At 58.8% G+C, this 22,066-nt stretch carries 20 protein-coding genes, 1 tRNA gene and 1 pseudogene; 12 read left to right on the forward strand and 10 right to left on the reverse strand.

Translation table 11 applies throughout. The features are described 5' to 3' along the window. Nucleotides 1-296 precede the first annotated feature (296 nt). The gene (locus tag NBG89_RS09185; RefSeq protein WP_431322549.1) at nucleotides 297-722 is read right to left on the reverse strand and encodes a hypothetical protein; all 426 of its coding nucleotides are present in this window, start codon (nucleotides 720-722) and stop codon (nucleotides 297-299) included. Nucleotides 723-732: 10 nt separating this feature from the next. Then, nucleotides 733-2,034: an AAA family ATPase gene (locus NBG89_RS09190; RefSeq protein ID WP_431322550.1), complete on the reverse strand. Its 1,302-nt coding sequence runs from the start codon at nucleotides 2,032-2,034 to the stop codon at nucleotides 733-735. 570 nt (nucleotides 2,035-2,604) lie between these two features. On the opposite strand from NBG89_RS09190, the gene NBG89_RS09195 reads away from it, so the two are divergent. The 4 genes from NBG89_RS09195 (at nucleotide 2,605) to NBG89_RS09210 (ending at nucleotide 6,198) form a co-directional block, all read left to right on the forward strand. After that, nucleotides 2,605-3,171 carry a hypothetical protein gene (locus tag NBG89_RS09195; protein ID WP_431322551.1) on the forward strand — a complete coding sequence of 189 codons (567 nt, stop codon included), beginning with the start codon at nucleotides 2,605-2,607 and terminating at the stop codon, nucleotides 3,169-3,171. A 244-nt stretch (nucleotides 3,172-3,415) separates the two neighbouring features. Further along, nucleotides 3,416-4,717, forward strand: coding sequence for a phage major capsid protein (locus tag NBG89_RS09200; protein ID WP_431322552.1), 1,302 nt, complete (start codon nucleotides 3,416-3,418; stop codon nucleotides 4,715-4,717). Nucleotides 4,718-5,871: 1,154 nt separating this feature from the next. Continuing rightward, nucleotides 5,872-6,021, forward strand: a complete 150-nt coding sequence (locus tag NBG89_RS09205; RefSeq protein ID WP_189638060.1) for a hypothetical protein — start codon at nucleotides 5,872-5,874, stop codon at nucleotides 6,019-6,021. Nucleotides 6,022-6,123: 102 nt separating this feature from the next. Then, nucleotides 6,124-6,198, forward strand: a tRNA-Glu gene (locus NBG89_RS09210). A gap of 282 nt (nucleotides 6,199-6,480) precedes the next feature. On the opposite strand, the gene NBG89_RS09215 is transcribed toward NBG89_RS09210, so the two are convergent. The 3 genes from NBG89_RS09215 to NBG89_RS09225 form a co-directional block, all read right to left on the reverse strand. Next, on the reverse strand, nucleotides 6,481-7,812 hold the full coding sequence (locus NBG89_RS09215) for an NAD(P)/FAD-dependent oxidoreductase (protein ID WP_431322553.1): 1,332 nt from the start codon (nucleotides 7,810-7,812) through the stop codon (nucleotides 6,481-6,483). A 109-nt stretch (nucleotides 7,813-7,921) separates the two neighbouring features. After that, on the reverse strand, nucleotides 7,922-9,148 hold the full coding sequence (locus NBG89_RS09220; protein WP_431322554.1) for an adenylate/guanylate cyclase domain-containing protein: 1,227 nt from the start codon (nucleotides 9,146-9,148) through the stop codon (nucleotides 7,922-7,924). Between the two features lie 121 nt (nucleotides 9,149-9,269). Then, entirely contained in the window at nucleotides 9,270-10,034 is a 765-nt protein-coding gene (locus NBG89_RS09225; protein ID WP_431322555.1) for a TIM barrel protein, read from the reverse strand. A gap of 210 nt (nucleotides 10,035-10,244) precedes the next feature. Between NBG89_RS09225 and NBG89_RS09230 the strand changes: the two genes are divergently transcribed. Next, nucleotides 10,245-11,183: a lytic transglycosylase domain-containing protein gene (locus tag NBG89_RS09230; RefSeq protein WP_431322556.1), complete on the forward strand. Its 939-nt coding sequence runs from the start codon at nucleotides 10,245-10,247 to the stop codon at nucleotides 11,181-11,183. Nucleotides 11,184-11,471: 288 nt separating this feature from the next. On the opposite strand, the gene NBG89_RS09235 is transcribed toward NBG89_RS09230, so the two are convergent. The 4 genes from NBG89_RS09235 to NBG89_RS09250 all read right to left on the reverse strand — a co-directional run bounded on the left by NBG89_RS09235 (nucleotide 11,472) and on the right by NBG89_RS09250 (nucleotide 14,034). Further along, nucleotides 11,472-11,723 carry a hypothetical protein gene (locus NBG89_RS09235; RefSeq protein WP_431322557.1) on the reverse strand — a complete coding sequence of 84 codons (252 nt, stop codon included), beginning with the start codon at nucleotides 11,721-11,723 and terminating at the stop codon, nucleotides 11,472-11,474. An 84-nt stretch (nucleotides 11,724-11,807) separates the two neighbouring features. Next, nucleotides 11,808-12,329, reverse strand: coding sequence for a DUF992 domain-containing protein (locus NBG89_RS09240; protein WP_431322648.1), 522 nt, complete (start codon nucleotides 12,327-12,329; stop codon nucleotides 11,808-11,810). A 229-nt stretch (nucleotides 12,330-12,558) separates the two neighbouring features. Next, the gene (locus NBG89_RS09245) at nucleotides 12,559-13,488 is read right to left on the reverse strand and encodes a sugar ABC transporter substrate-binding protein (RefSeq protein ID WP_431322558.1); all 930 of its coding nucleotides are present in this window, start codon (nucleotides 13,486-13,488) and stop codon (nucleotides 12,559-12,561) included. A gap of 210 nt (nucleotides 13,489-13,698) precedes the next feature. Then, nucleotides 13,699-14,034 carry a group II intron maturase-specific domain-containing protein gene (locus tag NBG89_RS09250; RefSeq protein ID WP_431322559.1) on the reverse strand — a complete coding sequence of 112 codons (336 nt, stop codon included), beginning with the start codon at nucleotides 14,032-14,034 and terminating at the stop codon, nucleotides 13,699-13,701. Here NBG89_RS09250 and NBG89_RS09255 point away from each other — a divergent pair. Further along, a pseudogene (locus tag NBG89_RS09255) lies at nucleotides 13,938-14,666 on the forward strand (IS110 family transposase); the annotation flags it as partial. The gene NBG89_RS09250 and the pseudogene NBG89_RS09255 sit on opposite strands and share 97 nt — an antisense overlap. Before the next feature lie 206 nt (nucleotides 14,667-14,872). Here the strand turns inward: NBG89_RS09255 and NBG89_RS09260 are convergent. Continuing rightward, the gene (locus NBG89_RS09260) at nucleotides 14,873-15,907 is read right to left on the reverse strand and encodes a sterol desaturase family protein (RefSeq protein WP_431322560.1); all 1,035 of its coding nucleotides are present in this window, start codon (nucleotides 15,905-15,907) and stop codon (nucleotides 14,873-14,875) included. A gap of 140 nt (nucleotides 15,908-16,047) precedes the next feature. Here NBG89_RS09260 and NBG89_RS09265 point away from each other — a divergent pair, with 140 nt between their 5' ends. From NBG89_RS09265 to NBG89_RS09290, 6 genes are all read left to right on the forward strand, one after another. Continuing rightward, the gene (locus NBG89_RS09265; RefSeq protein WP_431322561.1) at nucleotides 16,048-17,055 is read left to right on the forward strand and encodes a LacI family DNA-binding transcriptional regulator; all 1,008 of its coding nucleotides are present in this window, start codon (nucleotides 16,048-16,050) and stop codon (nucleotides 17,053-17,055) included. 95 nt (nucleotides 17,056-17,150) lie between these two features. Next, nucleotides 17,151-17,981: a sugar phosphate isomerase/epimerase family protein gene (locus NBG89_RS09270; protein ID WP_431322562.1), complete on the forward strand. Its 831-nt coding sequence runs from the start codon at nucleotides 17,151-17,153 to the stop codon at nucleotides 17,979-17,981. Nucleotides 17,982-18,018: 37 nt separating this feature from the next. Beyond that, the gene (locus NBG89_RS09275; protein WP_431322563.1) at nucleotides 18,019-19,146 is read left to right on the forward strand and encodes an S-(hydroxymethyl)glutathione dehydrogenase/class III alcohol dehydrogenase; all 1,128 of its coding nucleotides are present in this window, start codon (nucleotides 18,019-18,021) and stop codon (nucleotides 19,144-19,146) included. Between the two features lie 277 nt (nucleotides 19,147-19,423). Continuing rightward, nucleotides 19,424-19,738, forward strand: coding sequence for a MocE family 2Fe-2S type ferredoxin (locus NBG89_RS09280; RefSeq protein ID WP_431322564.1), 315 nt, complete (start codon nucleotides 19,424-19,426; stop codon nucleotides 19,736-19,738). 6 nt (nucleotides 19,739-19,744) lie between these two features. Continuing rightward, nucleotides 19,745-20,968, forward strand: a complete 1,224-nt coding sequence (locus tag NBG89_RS09285; protein WP_431322565.1) for an NAD(P)/FAD-dependent oxidoreductase — start codon at nucleotides 19,745-19,747, stop codon at nucleotides 20,966-20,968. A 39-nt stretch (nucleotides 20,969-21,007) separates the two neighbouring features. Further along, a complete protein-coding gene (locus NBG89_RS09290) occupies nucleotides 21,008-22,009 on the forward strand; it encodes a Gfo/Idh/MocA family oxidoreductase (protein WP_431322566.1) in 1,002 nt (333 codons plus the stop codon). Nucleotides 22,010-22,066 lie beyond the last annotated feature (57 nt).

Here is a 22,066-nt window from a genome sequence, read left to right on the forward strand (position 1 = left end):
GCTGGCGTCCTATGGGCAATGGGGACAATCCTAGCGACGGTGGCTGTCCTCAGCGCGATTGGTTTGGCGAAATGGTGCGGGGACGGCCAACCTGACGCGCATTCCACGAAACGCCTACTGCGCTGCCGGTAAGCCCTTCGCGATGAGCAAACTGCGATTTCGTCCCATATGTGGGAGGCCGCACGAGGACGCTCGCCGCGCTAGAAAGGTGCCGTTGCCTGGCGCTTCTTTGCACCTTCCAATAGGTATCAATCCTTTGGCGGGCGCTCTGCTTTCACGCAGCCGCTATCCAAGTTTCACTTTGGGCCAGTCGAACTCAATACCTTTTCAAAAACGAAATCGTCGTTCTTTGTAACGACGTGGAGCGGCCCCCCGAAACTTTTTCGGAACGATGCTTGAAACTTTTGCAGTGTGGAGTTCGCCTTTGGATAGCCGTTTCCAACAATCAGCCCAGCGAGCTTAGGCATGTTGTAGCCGATACCACGGAGAAAAACCGCGGTGGCTTCGACTTGCTTCGCCCCATGCTCGATGTGCTTCCCTTTTAGTTCGACGATAACTGTCCCGACGCCTTGTTTTGTGACCACCCAATCGGCGCAGGTTGAATTCTTAATAACACAACCGTCCATTTGTATCTTGTGGTGAATTGTGTTCTGCGGATTAACGAAAACGGCCTTTCGACCGCGCTCTTCCACCTTTACATTGGACACCGTCGTGGTGTCCACGCAAGCCCCGTTAATCATTGGAAAACTCGACCTCCAGCAACTCGTTGAAGGTGCGCGACAGGTCGCCGGAAACCTCGTCAAGGTATTCGCCGTCTATCAGACCCTCCTCCGACATGATGTTAGACACCTTGCCATCAATGATAGCGTACGCAGTCGTTTCAGTTGCCTGTAACCAAGACCGTTGAGGCACGATACGCTCAATCTTCGCGGAAACTTTTTTGTCTGAGCCAGTGCCCAATTCACCAGCCTTCAACAGATTGTTGATCTTTGTCAGTACGTACGGACTGTGGGTCGTTACGAGCATCTTTTGCTGACGTGAGGATGATGCCGAAACCATGCTCGCAAGGTAGTCCAACAGTGTACTTTGAGCCGTGGGAAACAAATGAGCTTCCGGTTCCTCGATGAAGATTAGAGACGAGCCATCGTTGCGCAGGCCAAATAGCCCAGTGGAGCGCCAGTTACGAAGGGATATTACAAGCCACAATGGGAGCAGCTCTTGTTGGCCGGATGATAGGACGTTGAATTGGAGCTTTCGGCCATCTACCGTCTCGATGTACTCGTTATCACGTTCGAAACGAATTTCGCCGCCGAAAAGCGCCATGGTTAGTTGGTGTTCTTGGGATCCCTGCGAGGATTCTTGCAGCAGTCCCATCCGCAAACGCTCGCGCGCGGTCGTGTAAAGTCGCCCGAAACTTAGAGTGGCAGGGTCAAGGAGCCCGCTATATTCGAAAGCACCGACGCTCTTGCCGAGACTTGTAAACCAAGAGCGACCTGCGGGCACGAACACTTGGTCCCTGACATGCTGTCCATCAAGGATTTCGTCGAGAATTTCGTTATGGAACCTTTGTATTTGGGAAAGCACGCGCCACGGTCTAGTGGTTGAGAGCTCGCTCTGATCAGCGTCGTTCTGGAGCGCATTGTGGAAATTGCTATCCAGGATTTCATAGTGAGTGAGCAAATCCAAAGAGATCTTGAGTTCGACTTTGTTTGAGGGACGGCTCGCAGAACCTCGGCGCCTAATCTGAATCCAGAATGGGCCTGTCTCAAACCGGATCTTAAATACGCCGCTACCCCAAGCGGGCGACGGAAACCACTTTTCAAAGTCTTGTTTGATTCGCTCTTCCAGATCGTGGACAGAGAGCCGATCTTCTGCGGCAAATGGAAGGTTTATGATTGTATCATTAAAAAAGTAAAGAAGCTTGGAAATGACACTCTTTCCCGATGCCTGCGGCCCTATGAGCAAAGTTAGATTAGCAGGTGTAATTTCTGCAGACCTAATGCATGAGAAATTCGTGATCGTGAGTTGTTGCATGCGATGGAAGTCCAAGGAGGAGATAAGGCCAGATTGTTGTCGCAGGTTCACGTAAACTATTCGTTGTGTATGTTCCAGAGTGGCCACCCGGCATGACACTATTTTTCCCGGAGCGGTAGTGGACTGCGCCCACAGTCCCGATGCCTTGATGTGCACCAGCGGGATTTGGATTGCATCGAACGACAATGCCCAGAACGAAGCACAGAAGATCAGTGGCGGGGGGAAGGCACTAGAGGAAGGCCTACCTTCTAAGGACCGACGCGGGGGATCGCGTTCTAGTTTCCGGGTTATCGATTTTTAGGGTCTGTTTCCTTCATTGATACAGTTGTGCAATCCTACCTGAACACGCTCTGATCGGCCTTCACCGGGACTAACGTATGTTTTGTAGTTCTGCACGCCAGTCTCAATGGCGGGTTTTGGCCCTAAGCGGTCATTGGAAAACCCGTCAGAAAAATGGATAAAGGAACGCAGCTGCTATGAAACACCCGCGATTTGTCGAAGCCCCCCACATCGCGAGACGGTCCATGACTTCTCGTGCGAGACATGTGCTGCCGGCAACTTACGGAATCTATGTATGACCTGCGCCGCGTGTTTGGAGTGAATATGGCGATTGAGTCCCTGTATTGGAAAGAAGAGCTTGCCCGGATCGCGAAGAGCATTCGCCCGGCTTCCAAGCCGAAGCGTTGGTCGGAGCGTGCCGTTTGCGTAGTTGAGCGCGACGTGATGATTGGCTTTTTTATCGTCCGCAGGATGGTCGAATTGCATAAGGTGTCTTCAAAGATATCGAAAATGCAACTGGATGTGTTCAGCGCCCCCGTCGCAAAGAATGTGACGAAAATGAACCGATTCGCGCTTGACGAAAATTACAGCTGGAATGCGGAAAAGGCCGAGCGAAAGTCGGTTGCCTACATCTGCAACCAGTGCATCCATGCCTTTATTAGCTTTGTGGATCGCGGTCCCGATAGAAATTGGTCTAATTTGCTCGTGGTGTCGGACTACGACCGCAACAACGTCATTTGGCGGGTTCCATTCAAAACGATCAGTACCTTGTTCGAAGCGACGTCGAACGACTGGCCCGTGTCTATGGAAATGATCTACGACGCAAAACTAGCCGATTACAAGGTGACTACGAACTGAACGAGAATGCATACTGTCAGTCGGAAATCGACCTGACCGATGGTTATATCCAGCCCACGGTGAATTACAGTCGATGATCGTCCGACGGCCGCTTTTGGCGCAAACCAGCCGTGTGGCCCCTATCCACCAGCCTCGCCAAGCGGTCCCCGCCCGGCGACATGTCATTTCGGTAGCGAAACAATTTGTGGTATGATCGGCGCGTTGGATAAAGCGCCGGTGGCCCAGCCCGGCATTGGCAAGGTCGATGGCCCTCGCGCTTTCTCTTCTCAGCGCCGAGGGCCGTTTCATGCGCACGCCAGATACCGAATCCATCCTGAAAGCCGTAGAGGAGACATTTGGCGATGTCCGCGCCTACATGGACGACCAGTTCGGCCAGCGCGAGCGCAAGAGCGGCCTGATGTTCAAGACTTTGAATGACCGGCTGGATGAAACCAAGCGGCTGGCCATAGCCAACCGGCGGCAGATCGATACCGGCGCGAAAAGGCGCTCGTCGCCGCGCGCCATCCTTATCAAGAGCCTGACGGCGAGGGTGATGGCCATGGCGCTGAAGCACGGCGTGCCGGATCAACTTGCCGAGCAGCTTTACGGCGCGGGCAAGATTGTAGAGGCCACCCGCGATCCGGTCGGCTGGCTGAGAAAGGCCACGACAAATCCGGCCCGAACCGATGTTGCCGGGTGGGCCACCGAACTGGCGAATCCGGGCGTCTATGGCGGCGTGCTGGCCGAGATTTCACCGACATCGGTCTATGCCGCCCTGAAAGCGCGCGGGATCAGCGTGAACCTGACCGGCACCAGCGGCTTGAGATTTCCCGCCAGGGCGACGGGCTCGATCCCCTCGCCGTTCGTTGGCGAGGGCCAGCCGATCCCGGTAAGGCAGCTTAGCCTGTTGCAGGGCGCATACCTGACGCCGCACAAGTGCGCCGCGATTTCGCTTTTTACCTCCGAGCTTGCCAAGGCCTCGACGCCATCCGCCGAGGCTGTCATCGGGCAGGCGCTGGCGGAGGATATCGGCATTAGCGTCGATACCGCATTGCTCGGCAATGCGGCGGGGACCGCTACGCAGCCGCCCGGCCTCTTGTTCGGCGTGACTCCGCTGACGCCAGCGGCGGCAACCGATGCAGCAACCGCGGCAACCGCAGATATGGCGGCGCTGGCCGCGGCTATCAATCCGGCGGCGGCATCGCTCGTCTTCATCATGGGAAGCGCGCAGGCGGTCAATGCGGCCATGCTGGTGCCGGGATTCGGCGCGGTGGATGTCATCACCTCCGATACCGTCCCGGCAAAAACGGTCATCGCCCTCGATGCCGCCGATTTCGTCAGTTCCGTCGATGACGGCGAGGTCCGAGTAGAAAATGATGCGACGGTCATCAGCCGGGACGACCCAACCGCGGTCAGTAGCGGAACGTCCGGCGCGGGCGCGGATACCGCCGCGCCGCATGTCAGCCTGTGGCAGGTCGATTGCATCGCCATCCGGCTGATTGAGGATATTTCGTGGGCGATGCGCCGGGCGGGCCGGGTAAGCTTCGTCCAGAGCGTGAAATGGTGAATTCGCCAAGCCAAGTCAGGCAATTGGCGAATAGCGGGCGACGGCCTCGAAAGCCTGAGAGGCCGCCGCCTGTCAGGCAGGACACCACGCGATATTGTTACTCATGGCATTCTGGATGTAGTGTTGCGGCATCCAATGGAGGGCGTCAAAGATGGCGAAGTCATCGGACGACAAAGGTGGCGATAAAACTCACGGCACAGATCAAATGATAATCAAGACTCTCGGACGCAACCTCTCATACACGTTCCTGTTTGCAGCCCTTACCGCGATAGTCGTGACCCTAATCGTGGCGTTTTTTGATTGAGCTTGGGGTACCGAGTATCCCTCGGCGCGCTACAACCTTTCGAGGCGGGTATAAACCTCGCCGCCCGTATCGATCACCAATCGTCTGGCTGTCGGGGAAGACGAGTGCGCCGACACAGAGGCATAAGCGGCGGCGGGCCTGAGTTTAGGCTCGCCGCCCCATCATTGCCTCAGCTGACTAGCCATTGGAAAACGTCGTCAAGGTCGGCGGAATAGTCCGAACCGAAAACAACACAATTTCTGTCGTCTGCCAGCAGATATCCCCCTACTTCCGGGTCCGGATTCCTGACGAGCAAGAACCCGGCCTCTTTAGCAAGACGATAAGCGTCCATTTCGGGAGCGATGAACTCCCATTCTATGTCTATTATCATGGCGAGTGCCTTTTTCAGTTAGAAGAAAAAGTACCGCGCCGTGCGATGCCTGCCGTGTCATGAGAACGGTGCAATGCCGTGACCTAGCTTGCATTCGGTCCCTCCCGGCCATGTTCTCACAACGCCGAGGCAACACAAATCACTTTCGTGCGTCCCAACAGACGAGCGTAGATAGGTACGAAAGCGGAACGTGAATAAGTGACTCCCGGCGGCAATCGCGCCATTTCGATAAGTGACTCGGCTGTGCAAGCTATTGAAAACAAAACAAGTTGGCATACCCCTAGGGCGTGCCACTTCTCTTGATCTTCATGATCTTTCCCAGTCTAAATACAATACCTAAGGAATGATCCATATGCGGCCCTTGCCGCATGAAGATCAGGCCTCTGTCATCGGCAACGGGGCGCTCATTCGGCTTCACCTCAAGTCCAAATCCGGCTACGAACCGGTTTCGATACCATCGCAGTCGAGAAGACAGAGAAGATGGAAAAACAGAAAACAAAATCACGAGATTGGTTCGAGGTCATTGTCGGCAATGGCAACGTGAACGTCGGCATTGCCCGACTCTTGTTACTCGTGTTGGTATTCATTATCGTCTTCGGGACGATTATGTGGGCTATCCTGCCGCAGTAGCGACGATCGCCACACTCCCCGTCTAGGGCGTGCAGCTTCTCTTTACCGCGAAGCTCGAGCGTCTTGTCGAACCGCCGGTTCGTTCCTATTTCTTTGCCTAATGCGCCCTTCGTCTATCGGTTAGGACAACAGATTCTCATTCTGTAAAGAGGGGTTCGATTCCCCTAGGGCGTACCAGACCTCTCGATGACAAGCTGGGCCCAGACGGCGCGCAATAGCGATATAAAACTCGTCACGGTTGCGGATCCACAAGGGTCGACGCGCTGCCTTCGGGCACTTGGAGCTCTAGCATCGGGAGATCTCGCAGGCGCGGCAAGAGCCACTGTAACAGGTGCGGAGTCGACAAAGCCAAAGGAAGGCGAGCCGGATCCAGGCGCCGTAGCCGTGGCAAGCGCATTCGAAGTGGTGGCAGCGCGGCACCGAGTTAGGCAGCGCGTGCGAAGCGCTCCCCTCGCCCAATCAAAAGCCACTAATCAGTTCGACCTTCGAGCCGTCGCTGAAGCGCTCGAACCGGAACGCTTTCGGATCAACGACGGGCGTCCTGCTCATAACGATATCGGCCATCAGTCGTCCTGCCGCCGGCCCAATGCCGAAGCCGTGCCCGGAAAACCCGGTCGCGATGTGGAAGCCTGGAATGGAATCGACCGCCGAGATGACAGGTACGGCATCGGGCGTGACATCGATGTAGCCTCCCCAACGCTGGGCGATTTCCGCCTTCTCGAAGACCGGAAACGCCCTCTTCAGGCCTCCGAGTGCATCCTGCGTCAATTTTTTCGAGGGCACCGGATCGAGAACCCGGTGATATTCGAACGGACTCGCGTCATCCATCGACCAGCGCCGCGGAATGCGCAGTTCGTCAAAGAAGCGGCCAGCAAGGCGGAAGGACAGTGACTTCCACTCCGACCTCAATGCCGGCAGAAACGCTGCAGCGTAGCGGAATGAGGTTGGCACGATATCGACGATGTTGTCGTGCCCGCAGGCGACTGTATAACCGCCGTCCTGCCGTTTGCGGATGGCGAAATCCTTGGTCCAGATCGCCTGTTCCGGTCCACCGTTCAGCGGCTTTGTGCGCATCACGCTGTTCAGCACCTTCAGTTGCGGCAGGTCGATGCCGAAGCGCCCGGCAAACAGGCTGGACCAAGCCCCGCCGGCCAGAACCACAGCCTTGCAGGCGATCGCGCCACGCTCCGTCACCACGCCGCTGACGGCTCCCGCCGAGGTCTCGATGCCGCGGACGGCGCATTCCGTCAGAATGGTCGCTCCCTTGTCACGCGCCGCCTCGGCGATCGCCGGTGCCGCCTTTTGCGGCTCCGCCCGGCCGTCAGCCGGCGTGTAGAGCCCTCCGGCCATGCCCAGTCTCGAGCCGGGGATGGTTTCGGCGAACTCCCGCGCCGTCAGCATCCGGGATTCGATCTGATGGCCGTCGAGGTTGGTCCGCCAGCGCTCGTAGTCCGCGAGATCCTTCTCATTGGTGCAGGTGAAGATGATCCCCGCTCGTTTGAATCCCGTATCGCGCCCCGTGCGTTTGTCCAGGCCATCCCAGATCCTCAGCGCCTCCGCCATCAGCGGCACTTCACGCGGATCGCGCATCGCAATCCGCACCCAGCCCCAGTTCCGGCTGGACTGTTCCTTGCCGATCCCGCCCTTCTCGCAGAGCGTCACGCGCAAGCCGCGCTCAGCAAATTCCAGCGCCGAGGAGCAGCCGATGATGCCGCCACCGATCACAACGACATCGCATTCTTTCGGCAGCTCCTCGTCACCATGGACGGGAACAACATAAGGACCGGGCATCTGGGATTGTCTCCTGGCAGGGACTCAAGATCGTTCGGCTATCGTAGCCCTACAACCCCGCCATGCATTTAGGAACCCTATGCGCCCTTCGTCCCGGATACTGCAGCTTTCAGGATTGCTTGAAGGCAAAGACATCGACAGGTTCGCCTAGTCCCCGGAGGGGGAATGAGCCGAGGCTCTCCATGCCTTCCTGGCATGTGGCCATCTCGACGAATGCTCTGGAGAACAATACTGGCCGCTTGATCTCCTTCGTCAGGCTTTCCAGGCGCGAGGCGACGTTGACCGCAGGTCCGATGACCGTGAAGTCGAGCCGCCGTCGCGAGCCGATGTTGCCATACATCACGTCACCGACATGCACGCCGATGCCATAGCGCAGCACCTGGCGGCCTTCCCGCGCGTTCTGCTCGTTCAGCGCGGCAACAGCGCCCTCCGCCTCCTTGATCGCCAACAACAGATTCTGGCAGGCCATCGGATTGGTCAGCGGGAAGATCGCCAGCATGCCGTCTCCCATGAACTTAAGGATCTCGCCGCCGTGATTCTCGATCGGCTCCGACATCGCGTCGAAGTAGCCGTTCAGCAACTCGATAACGTCGTCGCGCGGCCAGTGATCCGAGATCGTGGTGAAGTCGCGCAGATCACAGATCAGTATCGCCGCCCCAACTGTCGCCCCGCTGCCGCGCGTCGTCGCGCCCGCAAGGATCTCTCCGCTGGCATGCGGCCCGACATAGGTCTCCAACAGCGTGCGTGCCAGAATGTTCTTTAGCCGGATCTCGGTCACCAGGGTCAAAGCTGGCAAAAGATCTTTGAGAAAAGCGATATGTTCGTCGGCGAAGCCACCGGGCCGATCACTGGAAAAGGTCGCGATATGGCGCTTGCCGAGCGTGTGTTCCATCGGCCAGGCGATATATTCCGTGAGCCCGTCATGGATCAACTCGTCATAGAACTGATGGTGGCCGTCACCGTCGTGCATCGCCTCGAGGTCTTTGCGGACTTCGATCGCGCCGCTGAAAATTTCGTTCACCGGGCTGTTGCGAAACTGCGGAGTCTTCTCAACGCCGTAGCCGAACGTATCGATCTTCGCTTCGGCCAATCCGACTTTCCAGAGAATACGTGCTCCGAGCCATTGGGGATGAAGCGTTCTGAAATGTAGCGACGCTCGCGCCACCGGGACGCCTTCATCCCGCAGCCGCTGGCACATCTGCACGAATATGTTGTCGATGAAGCGCTCATCGCGCGTTTCGGTGACTAGCCAATCGATGATCTTTCGTCGACGCGAGGGCCACACGCCTTCGCTCTGGTCCATGAAATACGAAGGCACGTCCGACAGGGATTGCATGGCTACGCTCCACAAATACAGTCGCCTCCCGATTGCGGGAAGACATTACTCATCCTTAGATGGTGCACGGCCCTGCAGATTGAAATGGCTGAGAACCATCCGAGTATGAATTACCCCGCTTTCAGCCAAGCATACGTCGGGTCGCTGCAATTGTCGCGGCGCTCTCTGCCAACGGTCTGTACTCCAGCCCGATTGCACCACAATAACCTTGTTCGACGAGCCAACCGACCCGTCGCTTAAGGTCGATATTGCCGCTACCGGGCTCGTTCCGTCCCGGATGATCAGCGATATGGACGTGGAAAACGCGGGCGATATTGCCGCCGATCACCTCGGCCGTTTCCTCGCCCATAACGGCGGAATGATAGACATCGTAGACAATGCCGATCTCGGGGCGCCCGGTTGCTTTTGCGATATCGAGGCCCTCGACCGTTGAGTGGAGGAAATAGCCGACGTGGTCGATCAACGTGTTGAGAGGCTCAAGACCAAGGCGAACCCCGCTGCCTTCAAGAATCTCGCCGGCGGCAGTCAGGGTTTCAATCAGCGCCGCCTTCTGCTCTTCGCGAGACTTGCCGGGAAGATCGTCACCCGCCTGCGCAATCAATGTGTGGGCACCGAGGCGCCTGGCCGTCTCCATCGAACTCTTCAGGCCTTTCAGGAATGCTTCCTTGTTGGCACGATCGGTCAGCGCGATCATCGGTTCAGCGACAAAGCTGGTGAGCTCTATGTCAGTTTCCGTCAGCGCCCATTCGATGCTGCCGATATCTTTGTTTGTCCATTTCCAAAATTCGACGGCCTCCACGCCATACCTGTGCGCAAGCCGGATCCTGTCTGCAAAGTTGTCGGCCTCGGCAGCGAACAGCCATTCGATGCAAGCGGAAAGTCTCATTGGCGGCCTCGCTGAATCGGGAACTATTCTTCCCGACAATAGTCGAGCGGCGGCAACAGGCATACGGCAAAAACCTTCCACGCGTCGTTTCTGTCTTGACGTCATATTCAGCATTGCTAACGTGTAAGGGCGTATTAATCTCCCAACTCCGCCCGTCATTCATTGACGGGCGTATCTTTTCCGGCTTGGACCAGGAATCGTAGAGAGACGATGGCGGCAGTGGGCGTATCGTTCGGCAAAGGCTTAATGATTCTCATTGCCGGCTTTCTGCTGGCGCTTCCCGAGATTGCCTTTTCCCAACCGCCAGCCGCTACATCGCATCGCGTCTGCGTCTACTCACTAGCGATACCTCAGTCCGGCGAGCGCCTTTGCATAACCCGCGAAACGTATGGCCGCGATCTCTGTGTCGCGATCGATCACTTCGCGCGGGAAAACCATCTGCCGCCGGAATATTTCGCCCGACTGATCTGGCGTGAAAGCAGCTTTCGAGCAGGCGCCGTCAGCCCCAAAGGCGCGCAGGGCATTGCCCAGTTCATGCCCGGCACTGCAAGGCTGCGCGGGTTGAGGGACAGTTTCGATGTTCTCGAATCCCTCAAGGAATCAGCACGCTATCTCGACGAGTTGCGAACACGCTTTGGCAATCTCGGCCTTGCCGCCGCAGCCTATAATGCCGGCGAGCAGGGACTCGCCGATTATCTTGACACAGGCTTGTTGCCTTTCGAAACGCGCAGCTACGTCCTGGCCATAACCGCGAATACGATCGAGCAATGGAAAAGCGATCCTCCGGTCGACGCCGCGCAATTTCTTAGTCCGGACAAACCCTTCATTGATGGCTGCATAGAGCTTGCCAGCAACCGCCGCCTGACCGAGAGCGCCTCGGCTCAACAGGGTCCATGGGCACCATGGGGCGCCCAGCTTGCGGCGAACAGCAGCGATGCCGCAGCACTTCGCCTGTTCACCGCGGTCGCACGTCAACTGCCGTCGCCGCTCGCGGGTGAAGAGCCGGTCATCGTGCGCATGCGTGACCACAGCTTCGGCTTCAGGCCGCGCTACGCAGCCCGTATCGGCAGGCAGACTCGCGCTGAAGCTGACAAGGTTTGTATGACTGTCCGCGCCGCTGGAGCCGCCTGCACCGTTTTTCGAAATTGAGATAGTTCCGATACCGCAGCGAAGACTTTTTGTGGCGCACCCATGAACATTGGCCCGGGTTGTGCGTTTCCCCCGTGGGAGGAAAAGGCCATGCATAGTACGCAAAACAGACAGATTAGAAATCCAGGGCCCCGGGGTAGTATCGCCAAGCAAGGCAGGCACACCGGTGCCGATTCCGCAGAAGAGCGCAAACTGCACAAACTTCTCGGACGCCACGTCCCCGAACACGAAATTCAGACGAACACCACTAGTAAGCCGCCGAAACTTCGATAGCCGCGGCCCAAAGTATCAGAAGACCAGGAAATCCGGGGCCGTCTGCTGGGAGGTCAACTTAAGCGTTCCATCAGGCTGGACCACGTATTTCTCGAACGTGCGGTAACCCCATTTTCCCAGGAACGTGTTATTGACCACCGTTCCCGGCGGGTACGGCGAGTGCGCGACGCGTCCATAGGTCAGGCTACCCGGAACAGGCTCCGGCGGCGGCCCAGTCGTGCTGCAGCCGGCGAGCGCCATCGCAATGAATATAGCGGCATACTTCATGGCTACTTCCTTTGCCGCCCCCAAAATCCTGGCCGCATACCTCCGCGGCCAGAATTACATATCACCGCCGGTGGCCGATTTACCTCAACCCTGCGGCGTTAGCGTCATGGACGTTCCGGTAGCAGCAACATTGATACCGAGCTGACCGGTCACGCTCAACGTCTGCAATTGGACCGAACCGCTGGTGCCGCCAACGAGGATATTGGCGCCCACACCGGCGACGAGCGTCGCTTCGGCAGACGCCCCCTGGTACAGACCGCCGAGGGAACCGCGATGGTATCCTGTCGTCGGTGCAAACACTGCCCACACAATCCGTCCGCGCGTGGTAAAGCCGACATCGACCCCCAGCTTGCGGATCGCGCCCGTATAGCGATCCGGCGCCCCACTGTTCGAAACCGGGCTAAAAACGCAGTCAACCGATTTGGCCGAACCAAGGACGTAACCGATACCGCCACCGACATCGCAAGTCAGGATCCCGATCTTGACCCCATCACTCAAATCGGGCTGGGGCTCATTGTAGGTGCTCACCAAATCGGCGGCGAAAACGCTCGAGGCCAGGGCTTGCATCAGGGATGCGGCAGCAACAACGGTTGCGATCTTCTTCATCATTTTCTCCTTGTATTGCACGGAGATAAATAGCGCATCGCACCGATTTACCAAGCTCGCGAACGCATGGCTGCCCTTCGGATCTTGCAGCCTAAAGAAACTGTCTGGACAGTAGTCCGCGCCGCTGCGACGGGCACAAAACACCGATCCGGGCCGCTGAAATAGCAGATCACGGCGAGGCAGTCGGCCTCGCCGTGATCTGTGTGCTCAGACCGTGAGGCGATCCGAGCTAGTTGAGGTTTTCGAACTGGCCCATATTCTGCCGAGTCACGAGCTGGAACGGAATCCAGACTTCGCGATCAAGCTTCTCGCCTCTCACTGCCTTCAGGGCTGCGTCGATCGATCCCTTGCCTTGGCCTTTAGCGTCCTGGAACACGGTGACCTTGAGGTCGCCGGCCTTCATTGCCTGCAGCGCCTCAGGCGTGGCGTCGATGCCGGCGACGAGGATCTTTTCAGTCGAGGCACCTGAATTCTTCAGCGCGGCAATGGCACCTAGCGCCATCTCGTCGTTGTTGGCGATGACCGCATCGAATTCCAGGCCCGACGTCAGCCAGTTCGAGACCAGATCAGCACCGTTGACGCGGCTCCAGCTTCCGACCTGCTCCTGAACCACTTTCAGGCCGCTGCATTCGGGTGTCTTGATGACGTCATGCACATCCTGCGTCCGCTGACGAGCAGCCTGACTCGTCAGGTCGCCGATCATGACAACAACATTTCCCTTGCCGCCGAGCATGCGACAGACTTCCTTCGTCTGCAGCGTCCCGGATTCGATTTCGTTGGAGCCGACAAACGCCTGCTGCTTGCCAAGAGTCGACAGATCGGTCGGCTGCACGTTCACGTAGATCAGCGGAATGCCGGCCTCTTCCGCAACCTTACTGAGCGCGGGAGTGCCGTCGGAATCGACGGGATCCACGATGATCGCCGATACGCCGCTGGTCGCAAAGTTGCGGACCTGATCGAGCTGCTTGTTGACGTCGGTCGTCGCATCCTCGATCTGCAATTCGACGCCGATCGATTTGGCATAGGCGTCCATGCCGTTGACGATCAGCGTCTGGAAGTTGTTCGACAGCGTCCCCATTGAAACGCCTATGCGTTCGGCGGCATGAGCTTGAGTTGCAAGCACCAGGGCGAGCGCGCTGGCGCTCAGGAATTTAAGCATATTCTCCTCCCAGAGATGATGCGGCACCCGATGTCCGCATCAAGACGGTAGCTGCGCCCACTCCCCTCGTCCGCGAAAATAGTGATGAAAAAACCTCAACTTGAGAGGTTCGCTGGCTCGGAAATCGGCATAGGGGGCGATCGATGTGATCGCACGCCCGCCACACCACCCGGCATGCGGGTCCGCACCGGGCGGTTCGAGAGATTGAGGTTAGACGAGCCTGGGCATTCCAAGTTGGTCAGCCCATCTGATGGTGAGGATGCTGTTGAGGAGCTTGCCGCTATTGCGCCACCAGCGACCGGCATTTGCTGCCACTTGCTGGGCCACCCCAGGTTTCGCTCCCCTTGCCATCATTTCCCGAAAGATCGTCCTGCTGTGCTTCCATTGCTTGAGCTGGATAGCCCTCACACGATGGCGCATCCACTCGTCCAGCACTTGCCAGAACCGAGGTGTTTGCGCCAGCCGGAAGTAGGCTTTCCATCCGCGTCGATCTTGGCGCGATTTTCCTTTCACTGGAACTGTCAAAATCCGTTTGGCTGGTGACATCGCTATCGCCGGGCAGCGAGAAGATGTCCCGCCACTCGGTCCCTGGCGGCGACATGCCGGCACTACTGGCGTGCCTGAATGCGCTGCGCGAGAAGGCACGCGCTCGTGAAGGCAAGCTCTATCGGGTGATCGCCATCCAAGAAGCAGGGCTCGATGGTTTCTCGATCCATCGAGCCCTCGCCGCGCAAGGCTGGATCACCAGCCATGTGGTCGACGCCGCATCGATCGCGGTGCCACGCAGGCACCGCCGCGCAAAAACGGACAAGATCGATGGCGAAACACTGGTTCGCACGCTGATGGCGTGGATGCGAGGCGAGCCACGGGTCTGCTCAATGGTGCGCGTGCCGACGGTTGAGGATGAGGATAGCCGCAGGATCGGCCGGGAGCGCAAGGCCCTGACCGCAGAGCGCACCATGCATATCACCCGGATCAAGGGGTTGCTCTTCAGTGTCGGCATCCGGGACTATGAGCCGACGCGTCGCGACCGGCGCGAGCGCCTGGAGGAGTTGCGGACGGGCGACAGCCAGCTGCTACCCGCCCATCTCAAGGCCCAGATCGGTCGCGAGCTCGACCGGCTCGATTTACTGGCCGAGCAGATCAAGCTCGTCGAGGCCGGCACTTTGCTTACAGCTGCCTTCAGACCCCGCCTCGCGGCGACGCCCTTGCTGTTCGGCTAACGGTTCCCATCACCAGGGCCCGCAGAGGACTCTCACCTCCAAGTCATCGGCCGGATACCATCTCGGCCAATCGGTGCTCGCGCACCGCGCGCCATGCCTGGCGCACCAACAAAAAGCCCGGCATATCGCCGGGCTCTGAGCTCAGGAGGATGATTGCTCTTTCAACTTGCCTGCTGCTGTTGCCGGGCTTTCTTTTCCTGGCGCCGGCGGGCCTGCTCCATGAACCGCTTGTCCATCCGCTTCTGCGCTTCCGCCGAACCGTCGTGGAAGGTTCCGAACCACTTGTCGAGCGGGATCACGCCGTCAGCGTAATTGCACTCGAAGTACTTGTGATGGAGGTAGTGGTCATATGCATGGGTATCGATCGCGCTGTCCTCGCCGAAGACGATCTTATCGAAGCCGGCGTGGCCAGGGGCTGGGGCAAGCCCCGCATGCACGAGATGAAACATCGCATGGACCGGGTTGGACGGCACGATCCAATGGATCAAGACGCCCGAGAAATAAAGCAAATGCTCCACGGGATGCATGGCCAGGCCTGACCACGGGCCGGGGTTGACGTTGTTGTGATGCAGCTTGTGGACGGCATGGTAGAGCGGCGGCCAGTGAATCAGGCGATGCACAAGGTAGAAATGCAAGTCGCGGAATGTCGGGATGAGAAGCATGACAATGCCGCAGTAGACCGGGTGATCCGCGAACGCGACATAGGGAACGATGCCGTTCGCAAATGCCCAGAGCGTTAACGCCTCGAAGGCGGTCCAGATCGGAACGGCGCTGGCAAAGGTCCAGATCACGTTGTCGACGGTCTGATTTCCGAAGAGGAACGCGTCATTGCCGACCGACGGCCATTTTGCGTTGTACTTGAAGCTCGTTCCCTGCTTGCGCTGCATATAGAGGCGCAGATGGAACATTCCGAAAAACACAAACACGAGCGCGGCATTGCGAACCAGGAGATAGGCGATCCAGCCGATAGAGAAGGTCTTCGTCGTTTCGAACGACGGCGTCGCGTAGAGCCAGAGAAGTGTCCCGATAACCGCGTAGAGGACGTTCCAGGGCATAAGATAGCCCGGATAGCCGAAGACCCATTTCAGGAATCGGATCGGCTGAACCGGCCAGACAAAGACAGGTGGGTAGGAAAGCAGCTTGGCGGGCGCCCAATCGCCCCGTTTGTTGCGCTTTCCGTAAAGTGTATCGTCCATCGCCACTCCTCCGCATCGAATATCTCTAAAAATACCGAAGTAGCGTGTGGGAGCCCACAGATTGCTTGAGGTGTTTTCCTCATTTTGCAACTGTGCTCCTATGCCGCCACTGACCGATAGTTTCGGCGGGAGGAGCAAACATGTCCAAAGTAACTTTGAAGGATGTCGCTCGAGAGGCGAAGCTCGGATTGGCGACAGTCGAGCGCGTCATCAATGGCCGCGGCGGCGTCACCGAGAAAACTATCGAGAAGGTTATCCGGGCGGCCAAGAAGCTGGAGTACGGGACACGCCAGTCGCATTTCAACCGCGGCGCAATCCGCATAGAGGTCATCCTCGTTCGCCCCGAAACGAGTTTCTTCGCGCGGTTGAATCAGGCCTTCGAACGGATCGCCGCGTCGCTGGACAAGAATGTCATATTGCACCGGACCTTCGTCAAGGAAAGCGATCCAGTTGGCATGGCGCGTCACGTCGCCAATCCGGCCTTCCGGCGTTCCGGACTGATCATATGCGCACCCGACGATGCGCATGTCAGCGCCAGTCTCCGAAAGGCCAGCGCAGCCGGCGTGGAAGTGGTTCAGATCGTTGCCCGCTGCGATCCTGATATCCCGTTCGTCGGCATTGACGACTACGCCGCGGGCCGTTGTGCCGCCTACTACATGACCGGCATGCTTGTTGCCCGCGCTGGAAAGCTGGTTGCACTCTGTCATAGCGGCGCCTACGCAAATCACCGTCAGCGCATCAAAGGGTTTTCCGACTACATCGAGGAGCACGGCCGCACGGAGCATTCCTTCTCGCTTGTCATGTTCGGCCATGACGACGATCTTCAATCGGCGGAGCTGTTGAGCGAGGCGCTTCGGCGCAACCCTGATATCATCGGCGTTTATTCGGCCGGCGGCGGCGACGAAGGCGTGGCGATCGTCCTGCAACAATGGGCAAAGCACAAAGACGTTTACTGGGTCGGCCACGAGCTGACGGACAAGAAGAAACGTCATTTGCAGTCCGGCCTCATGGACATATGCATCGACCAGACGCCCGAGGTTCAGGCACGACGGGCCGTCGACATGATCCTGCACAAGCTCGACATCATTCACACCGAGATCATCACCGATCCGGTACGCTTCATGACGATCAATGCCCAGAATGTTTAGCTACTGTGCATTTGATCAAAACGCCTCAGGGAGCACACTCGCCAACGCCGCAATTTCGTGCTGTCTAGCCCTCAACCGAACCTGAGGAGGCGCCGATGCAATCCCTATCCGTCTTCCAGTCGCTCTGGGCAATGGAGCGCCGCAGCGCCGTCCAGCCGGAACTGTCGCTTGAAGAGAGCATCGAGCAGATCGCGGAAGCCGGCTTCGATGGGGTGAGCGCCCACTGGTACGACCGCAGCTACGTCAGCCGCTTGCATTCGCTTCTGAAGCCGCACGGGCTGAAGGCCGAGGGCCAATGCTTCCCGAAGAGCCTGGACGATCTGAAGCCTGCGCTGGAGAACGCCGCCGAATACGGGGTCGCACACCTCTGCCTGCAGCCCGATGTCCGGCTTCGCCGCATCGAGAACTGTCTTCCGCTGCTCGAAGGCTGGCAGCGATTGAGTGAAGAGGCGAAGATTCCGGTCTATGTCGAGACCCATCGCGACCGGATGACCACCGACCTCTTCTTCACGCTCGATCTCTTGGATCAGCTTCCCAATCTCCGGCTGCTCGGCGATCTGTCGCATTTCCTTGTCGGGCGCGAATTCGCATGGCCCGTGTCGGCGGAAAACCATGACATGATCCATCGCATCCTCGACAGCTCATGGTCCTTCCATGGGCGGGTCGCGTCGCGCGAACAGGTGCAGATAGAAATCTCGTTCCCGCACCACCAGCCATGGCTCGATCTCTTCATGGACTGGTGGGAGTATGGTTTTCGAAGCTGGCGACGTCGGGCGGGCCTTGATGATACACTCGCCTTTACCTGTGAACTCGGGCCGAAGCCCTACGCCATCACCGGCCGCGACGGGGAGGACGCGACCGACCGGTGGGAAGAAGCACTATTGCTGAAAGAGCGGGTGAAAGAACTCTGGGCCCGCACCGCCTGACAATCGACCGCACGTAACAATCTGGGAGGAATTCGACATGGACGTTCGCGCCGCCGTTGCCGTTGAGGCTGGCAAGCCGCTTGAAGTGATGATCGTTCAGCTGGAGGGACCGCGGGCCGGCGAAGTGCTGGTCGAGGTGAAGGCGACGGGCATCTGCCACACCGACGACTTCACGTTGTCGGGCGCCGATCCGGAAGGCCTGTTTCCGGCGATCCTCGGCCATGAGGGTGCCGGCATCGTCGTCGATGTCGGCCCGGGCGTGACCTCGGTGAAGAAGGGCGACCACGTCATTCCGCTCTATACGCCGGAATGCCGCGAATGCCCGTCCTGCCTGTCGCGCAAGACCAATCTGTGCACCGCCATCCGCTCAACGCAAGGGCAAGGCCTGATGCCGGACGGCACCTCGCGGTTTTCGATCGGCAAGGACAAGATCCATCACTACATGGGCTGCTCGACCTTCGCCAATTACACGGTGCTGCCGGAGATTGCCGTTGCCAAGGTCAATCCGGACGCCCCGTTCGACAAGATCTGCTATATCGGCTGCGGCGTCACCACAGGCATCGGCGCCGTCATCAACACCGCCAAGGTGGAGATCGGATCGACGGCCATCGTCTTCGGGCTTGGCGGCATCGGTTTGAACGTCATCCAGGGCCTCAGGCTTGCTGGCGCCGACATGATCATCGGCGTTGATCTGAACAACGACAAGAAGGCCTGGGGCGAGCGCTTCGGCATGACGCATTTCGTCAATCCGAAGGAGGTCGGTGACGACATCGTTCCCTACCTCGTCAACATGACGAAGCGCGGAGCCGACCAGATCGGCGGCGCCGACTACACCTTCGACTGCACCGGCAACACCAAGGTGATGCGCCAGGCGCTGGAAGCCAGCCATCGCGGCTGGGGCAAGTCGGTGGTCATCGGCGTTGCCGGCGCCGGCCAGGAGATCGCCACCCGTCCCTTCCAGCTGGTCACCGGCCGCTCCTGGATGGGCACCGCCTTCGGCGGCGCCCGCGGCCGCACCGACGTCCCAAAGATCGTCGACTGGTACATGCAGGGCAAGATCGAGATCGACCCGATGATCACCCACACCCTGGCCCTCGAAGACATCAACAAGGGCTTCGAACTCATGCATTCCGGCGAAAGCATCAGAAGCGTGGTACTGTATTAGGCGTGTCGTAGTCTCGGTCCACAAAGACTGAACTTCCCTCGCAGCACCAGAGCGCGCCTGCAGCAATGGCGCGCCCTGGCTATGCCACAACTCTCTCGCCGGCCCGGCCGCTCCCGCCATAGCGGATGAAGTCTTTTCATCAGGAGCAGATCCCGTTCCGCACCCAACTCTCCGGGGCACGCTATCGACAATTGAGGTTTTTTGATCATTTTTTCTACCGCGCGAAACCGCGTTTTGGCCTAGCCTCAATCAAGCAATGCAAGCTTGGGAGGACCTGATGAGCGCGTGGATTAAGGCCTGTGGGATCGATGACATCGACAATGAGGACGTGATCCGTTTTGATCACGACGGCAAGACCTTCGCCATCTACCGGAGTCCTGATGACAGCTTCTATGCGACCGATGGAATGTGCTCCCACGAAAAGGTGCATCTCGCCGACGGATTGGTGATGGACAACATCATCGAGTGTCCAAAACACAATGGCAGGTTTGACTACCGCACCGGCGAGGCGCGCGGGGCCCCTGTCTGTGTCAATCTCAGAACCTACAGAACAAAGGTGGAAGACGGCAGCGTCTACCTCGGCCTGGAGTGACGCGCCATGCAGGAGTTTGTCATCGTCGGCGGCGGTCAGTGTGGCGCCAGAGCAGCGCTCGCGCTGCGCGATCAGGGATTTGACGGTCGCATCACCTTGATTGGCGAGGAACGGCACCTTCCCTATGAGCGTCCGCCCCTATCGAAGGAGCACCTGATGTCGTCGGAAGGCATCGAGCCTCCCTTCATCGTCAGCAGCGGCGTGCTCGCGGAGCGGTCGATCGAGATGATGACGGGTGACACCGCCGTCATATTGGACCGCGAGAGCCGTTCGGTAGAACTGGCGAGCGGACGCCGCGTTACCTATGATAAACTGCTGCTCGCGACAGGTTCGTCACCACGCAGGCTCCCCTCTCTGGAAGGCATGGAGCATGTCTTCTATCTGCGCACGCACGACGATGCACAGCGGCTGTCGCAGCGTCTTGTCCCCGGCGGACATCTGGCGATCATCGGCGCAGGCTTCATTGGTTTGGAGCTCGCTGCAGCGGCAAGGCAAAGAGGTCTCGAGGTCACGGTCATCGAAGCTCAGCCCCGCATCCTGATGCGGGCGGTACCGGAAGCGATCGCTTCGCGCGTTCATGCGCTCCACGAGAGACATAGCGTGCGCATCCTTTGCGGTACAAGCGCCGGGCGAATCGCGGCGCACGCCGCTGGCATCACTCTATCCCTGAACGAGGGTGAAGTGCTGGACGCAACGACCCTGGTCGTCGGCATCGGCGCCGAACCTCGCTGCGAACTCGCGCAACAGGCAGGCCTTTCGGTCGAGAACGGTATCGCCGTCAACGCCGCGCTGCAGACGAGCGATCCGGCGATCTATGCCGCTGGAGATTGCTGCTCCTTCCCCTACGGAGACAAGAGGATCCGTCTGGAAGCGTGGCGCAACGCGCAGGATCAGGGGGCGCACGCATCCGCCAATATGCTGGGCGCGGAAAAGCCTTATGAGATCATTCCCTGGTTCTGGTCGGACCAATACGATTTCTCGCTGCAGATCGCCGGCTTGGCCAATGAGGCAACGAGCACGATCACTCGGCAGATCGATGAAGAGACGGTGGTGCTATTTCATCTTGCCAACGATCAGCGGATCCTTGCGGCGAGTGGCTGGGGACGCGGCAACCGGATTGCGCGGGACATCAAAGTGGCCGAGATGTTGATTGCGCAGCGCGCAAGGCCCGCGCCGGACGCGTTATCGTCGGCCGCGGTGAGCTTGAAATCTCTCCTGTCACGGTCATAGACTTGCCGATAGGCAGCGATTTTTCGAATGGGAGGGGCAATGAAAGAGGCCAGGATCGGCATCATCGGAACCGGCGTCATGGGTGCCGATCACGCGGCCATTCTCGCGGACGGCGTCGCAAACGCTAGGCTGGTCGCCGTGCAGGATTTCGATCGCGGTCGCGCCGAAAACATTGCCGCATCCCTGAGCGTGCGCGCCATCGCGAATGCAGATGCGCTGATCAGCGATCGCGACGTCGATGCCGTGATGGTCTGCTCGCCTGATGGCACTCATGCAGCGCTGGCGCTGAAGGCGATTGCCGCGGGAAAGCCCGTCCTCGTCGAGAAGCCGCTGGCGGCAAGCCTGGAGGATGCCGAGGCGATCATTCGAGCGGAAGTCGCAGCCGGAAAGCGTCTCGTGCAGGTCGGTTTCATGCGGCGCTTTGATGCCGGTTACGTCGAGATGAAACAAGCGCTCGCCTCCGGTGAACTTGGGCGACCGCTTTTCCTCCATTGTGTTCACCGAAACGCCGTCGGCCCGGACTACCTCACATCGGAACTGGTGATTGCCAATTCCGCCGGCCACGAATTCGATATCGCTCGGTATCTTCTCGGTGAAGAGATCACCTCAGTGATTGTCGCCAGCCCACCGGCAACCCGAAACGCCCCGAACAGACAACCCCAGTTCATCTTGCTGCAAACTGCGTCCGGTGTCGTAGTCGACATCGAGGTCTTCACTGACGCGCAGTATGGCTACGACGTCCGTGCCGAACTCGTCTGCGAGGACGGAACCGTCGCTCTGGACCCCAGTCCGGCGACGACGCTCCGCGCCAAAGGCCACGATGGCTTTCGAACGCCTGCCGATTGGCGGCCACGGTTCCGGCAGGCCTATCGCGCACAGTTGGAAGCCTGGACGGCGGGCATTCTCACACGGACACCCTCAGGCTCAAGTGCATGGGACGGCTACATGGCAATGCTAGTAACAAAGGCCTGCCTGCATGCCTGGAAGACGGGAAACCGTGCGGCCGTCGAGCTCCCCGAAAGGCCGTCCTTGTATCGATGAAACGAACACCTGGGGGAGAATCTAGCTTGCAGCTGGCTCCCAATCGGAGGGGCGGCA

Source organism: Rhizobium sp. YTU87027 (genome assembly GCF_050644135.1).
Classification (GTDB): Bacteria; Pseudomonadota; Alphaproteobacteria; order Rhizobiales; family Rhizobiaceae; genus Rhizobium.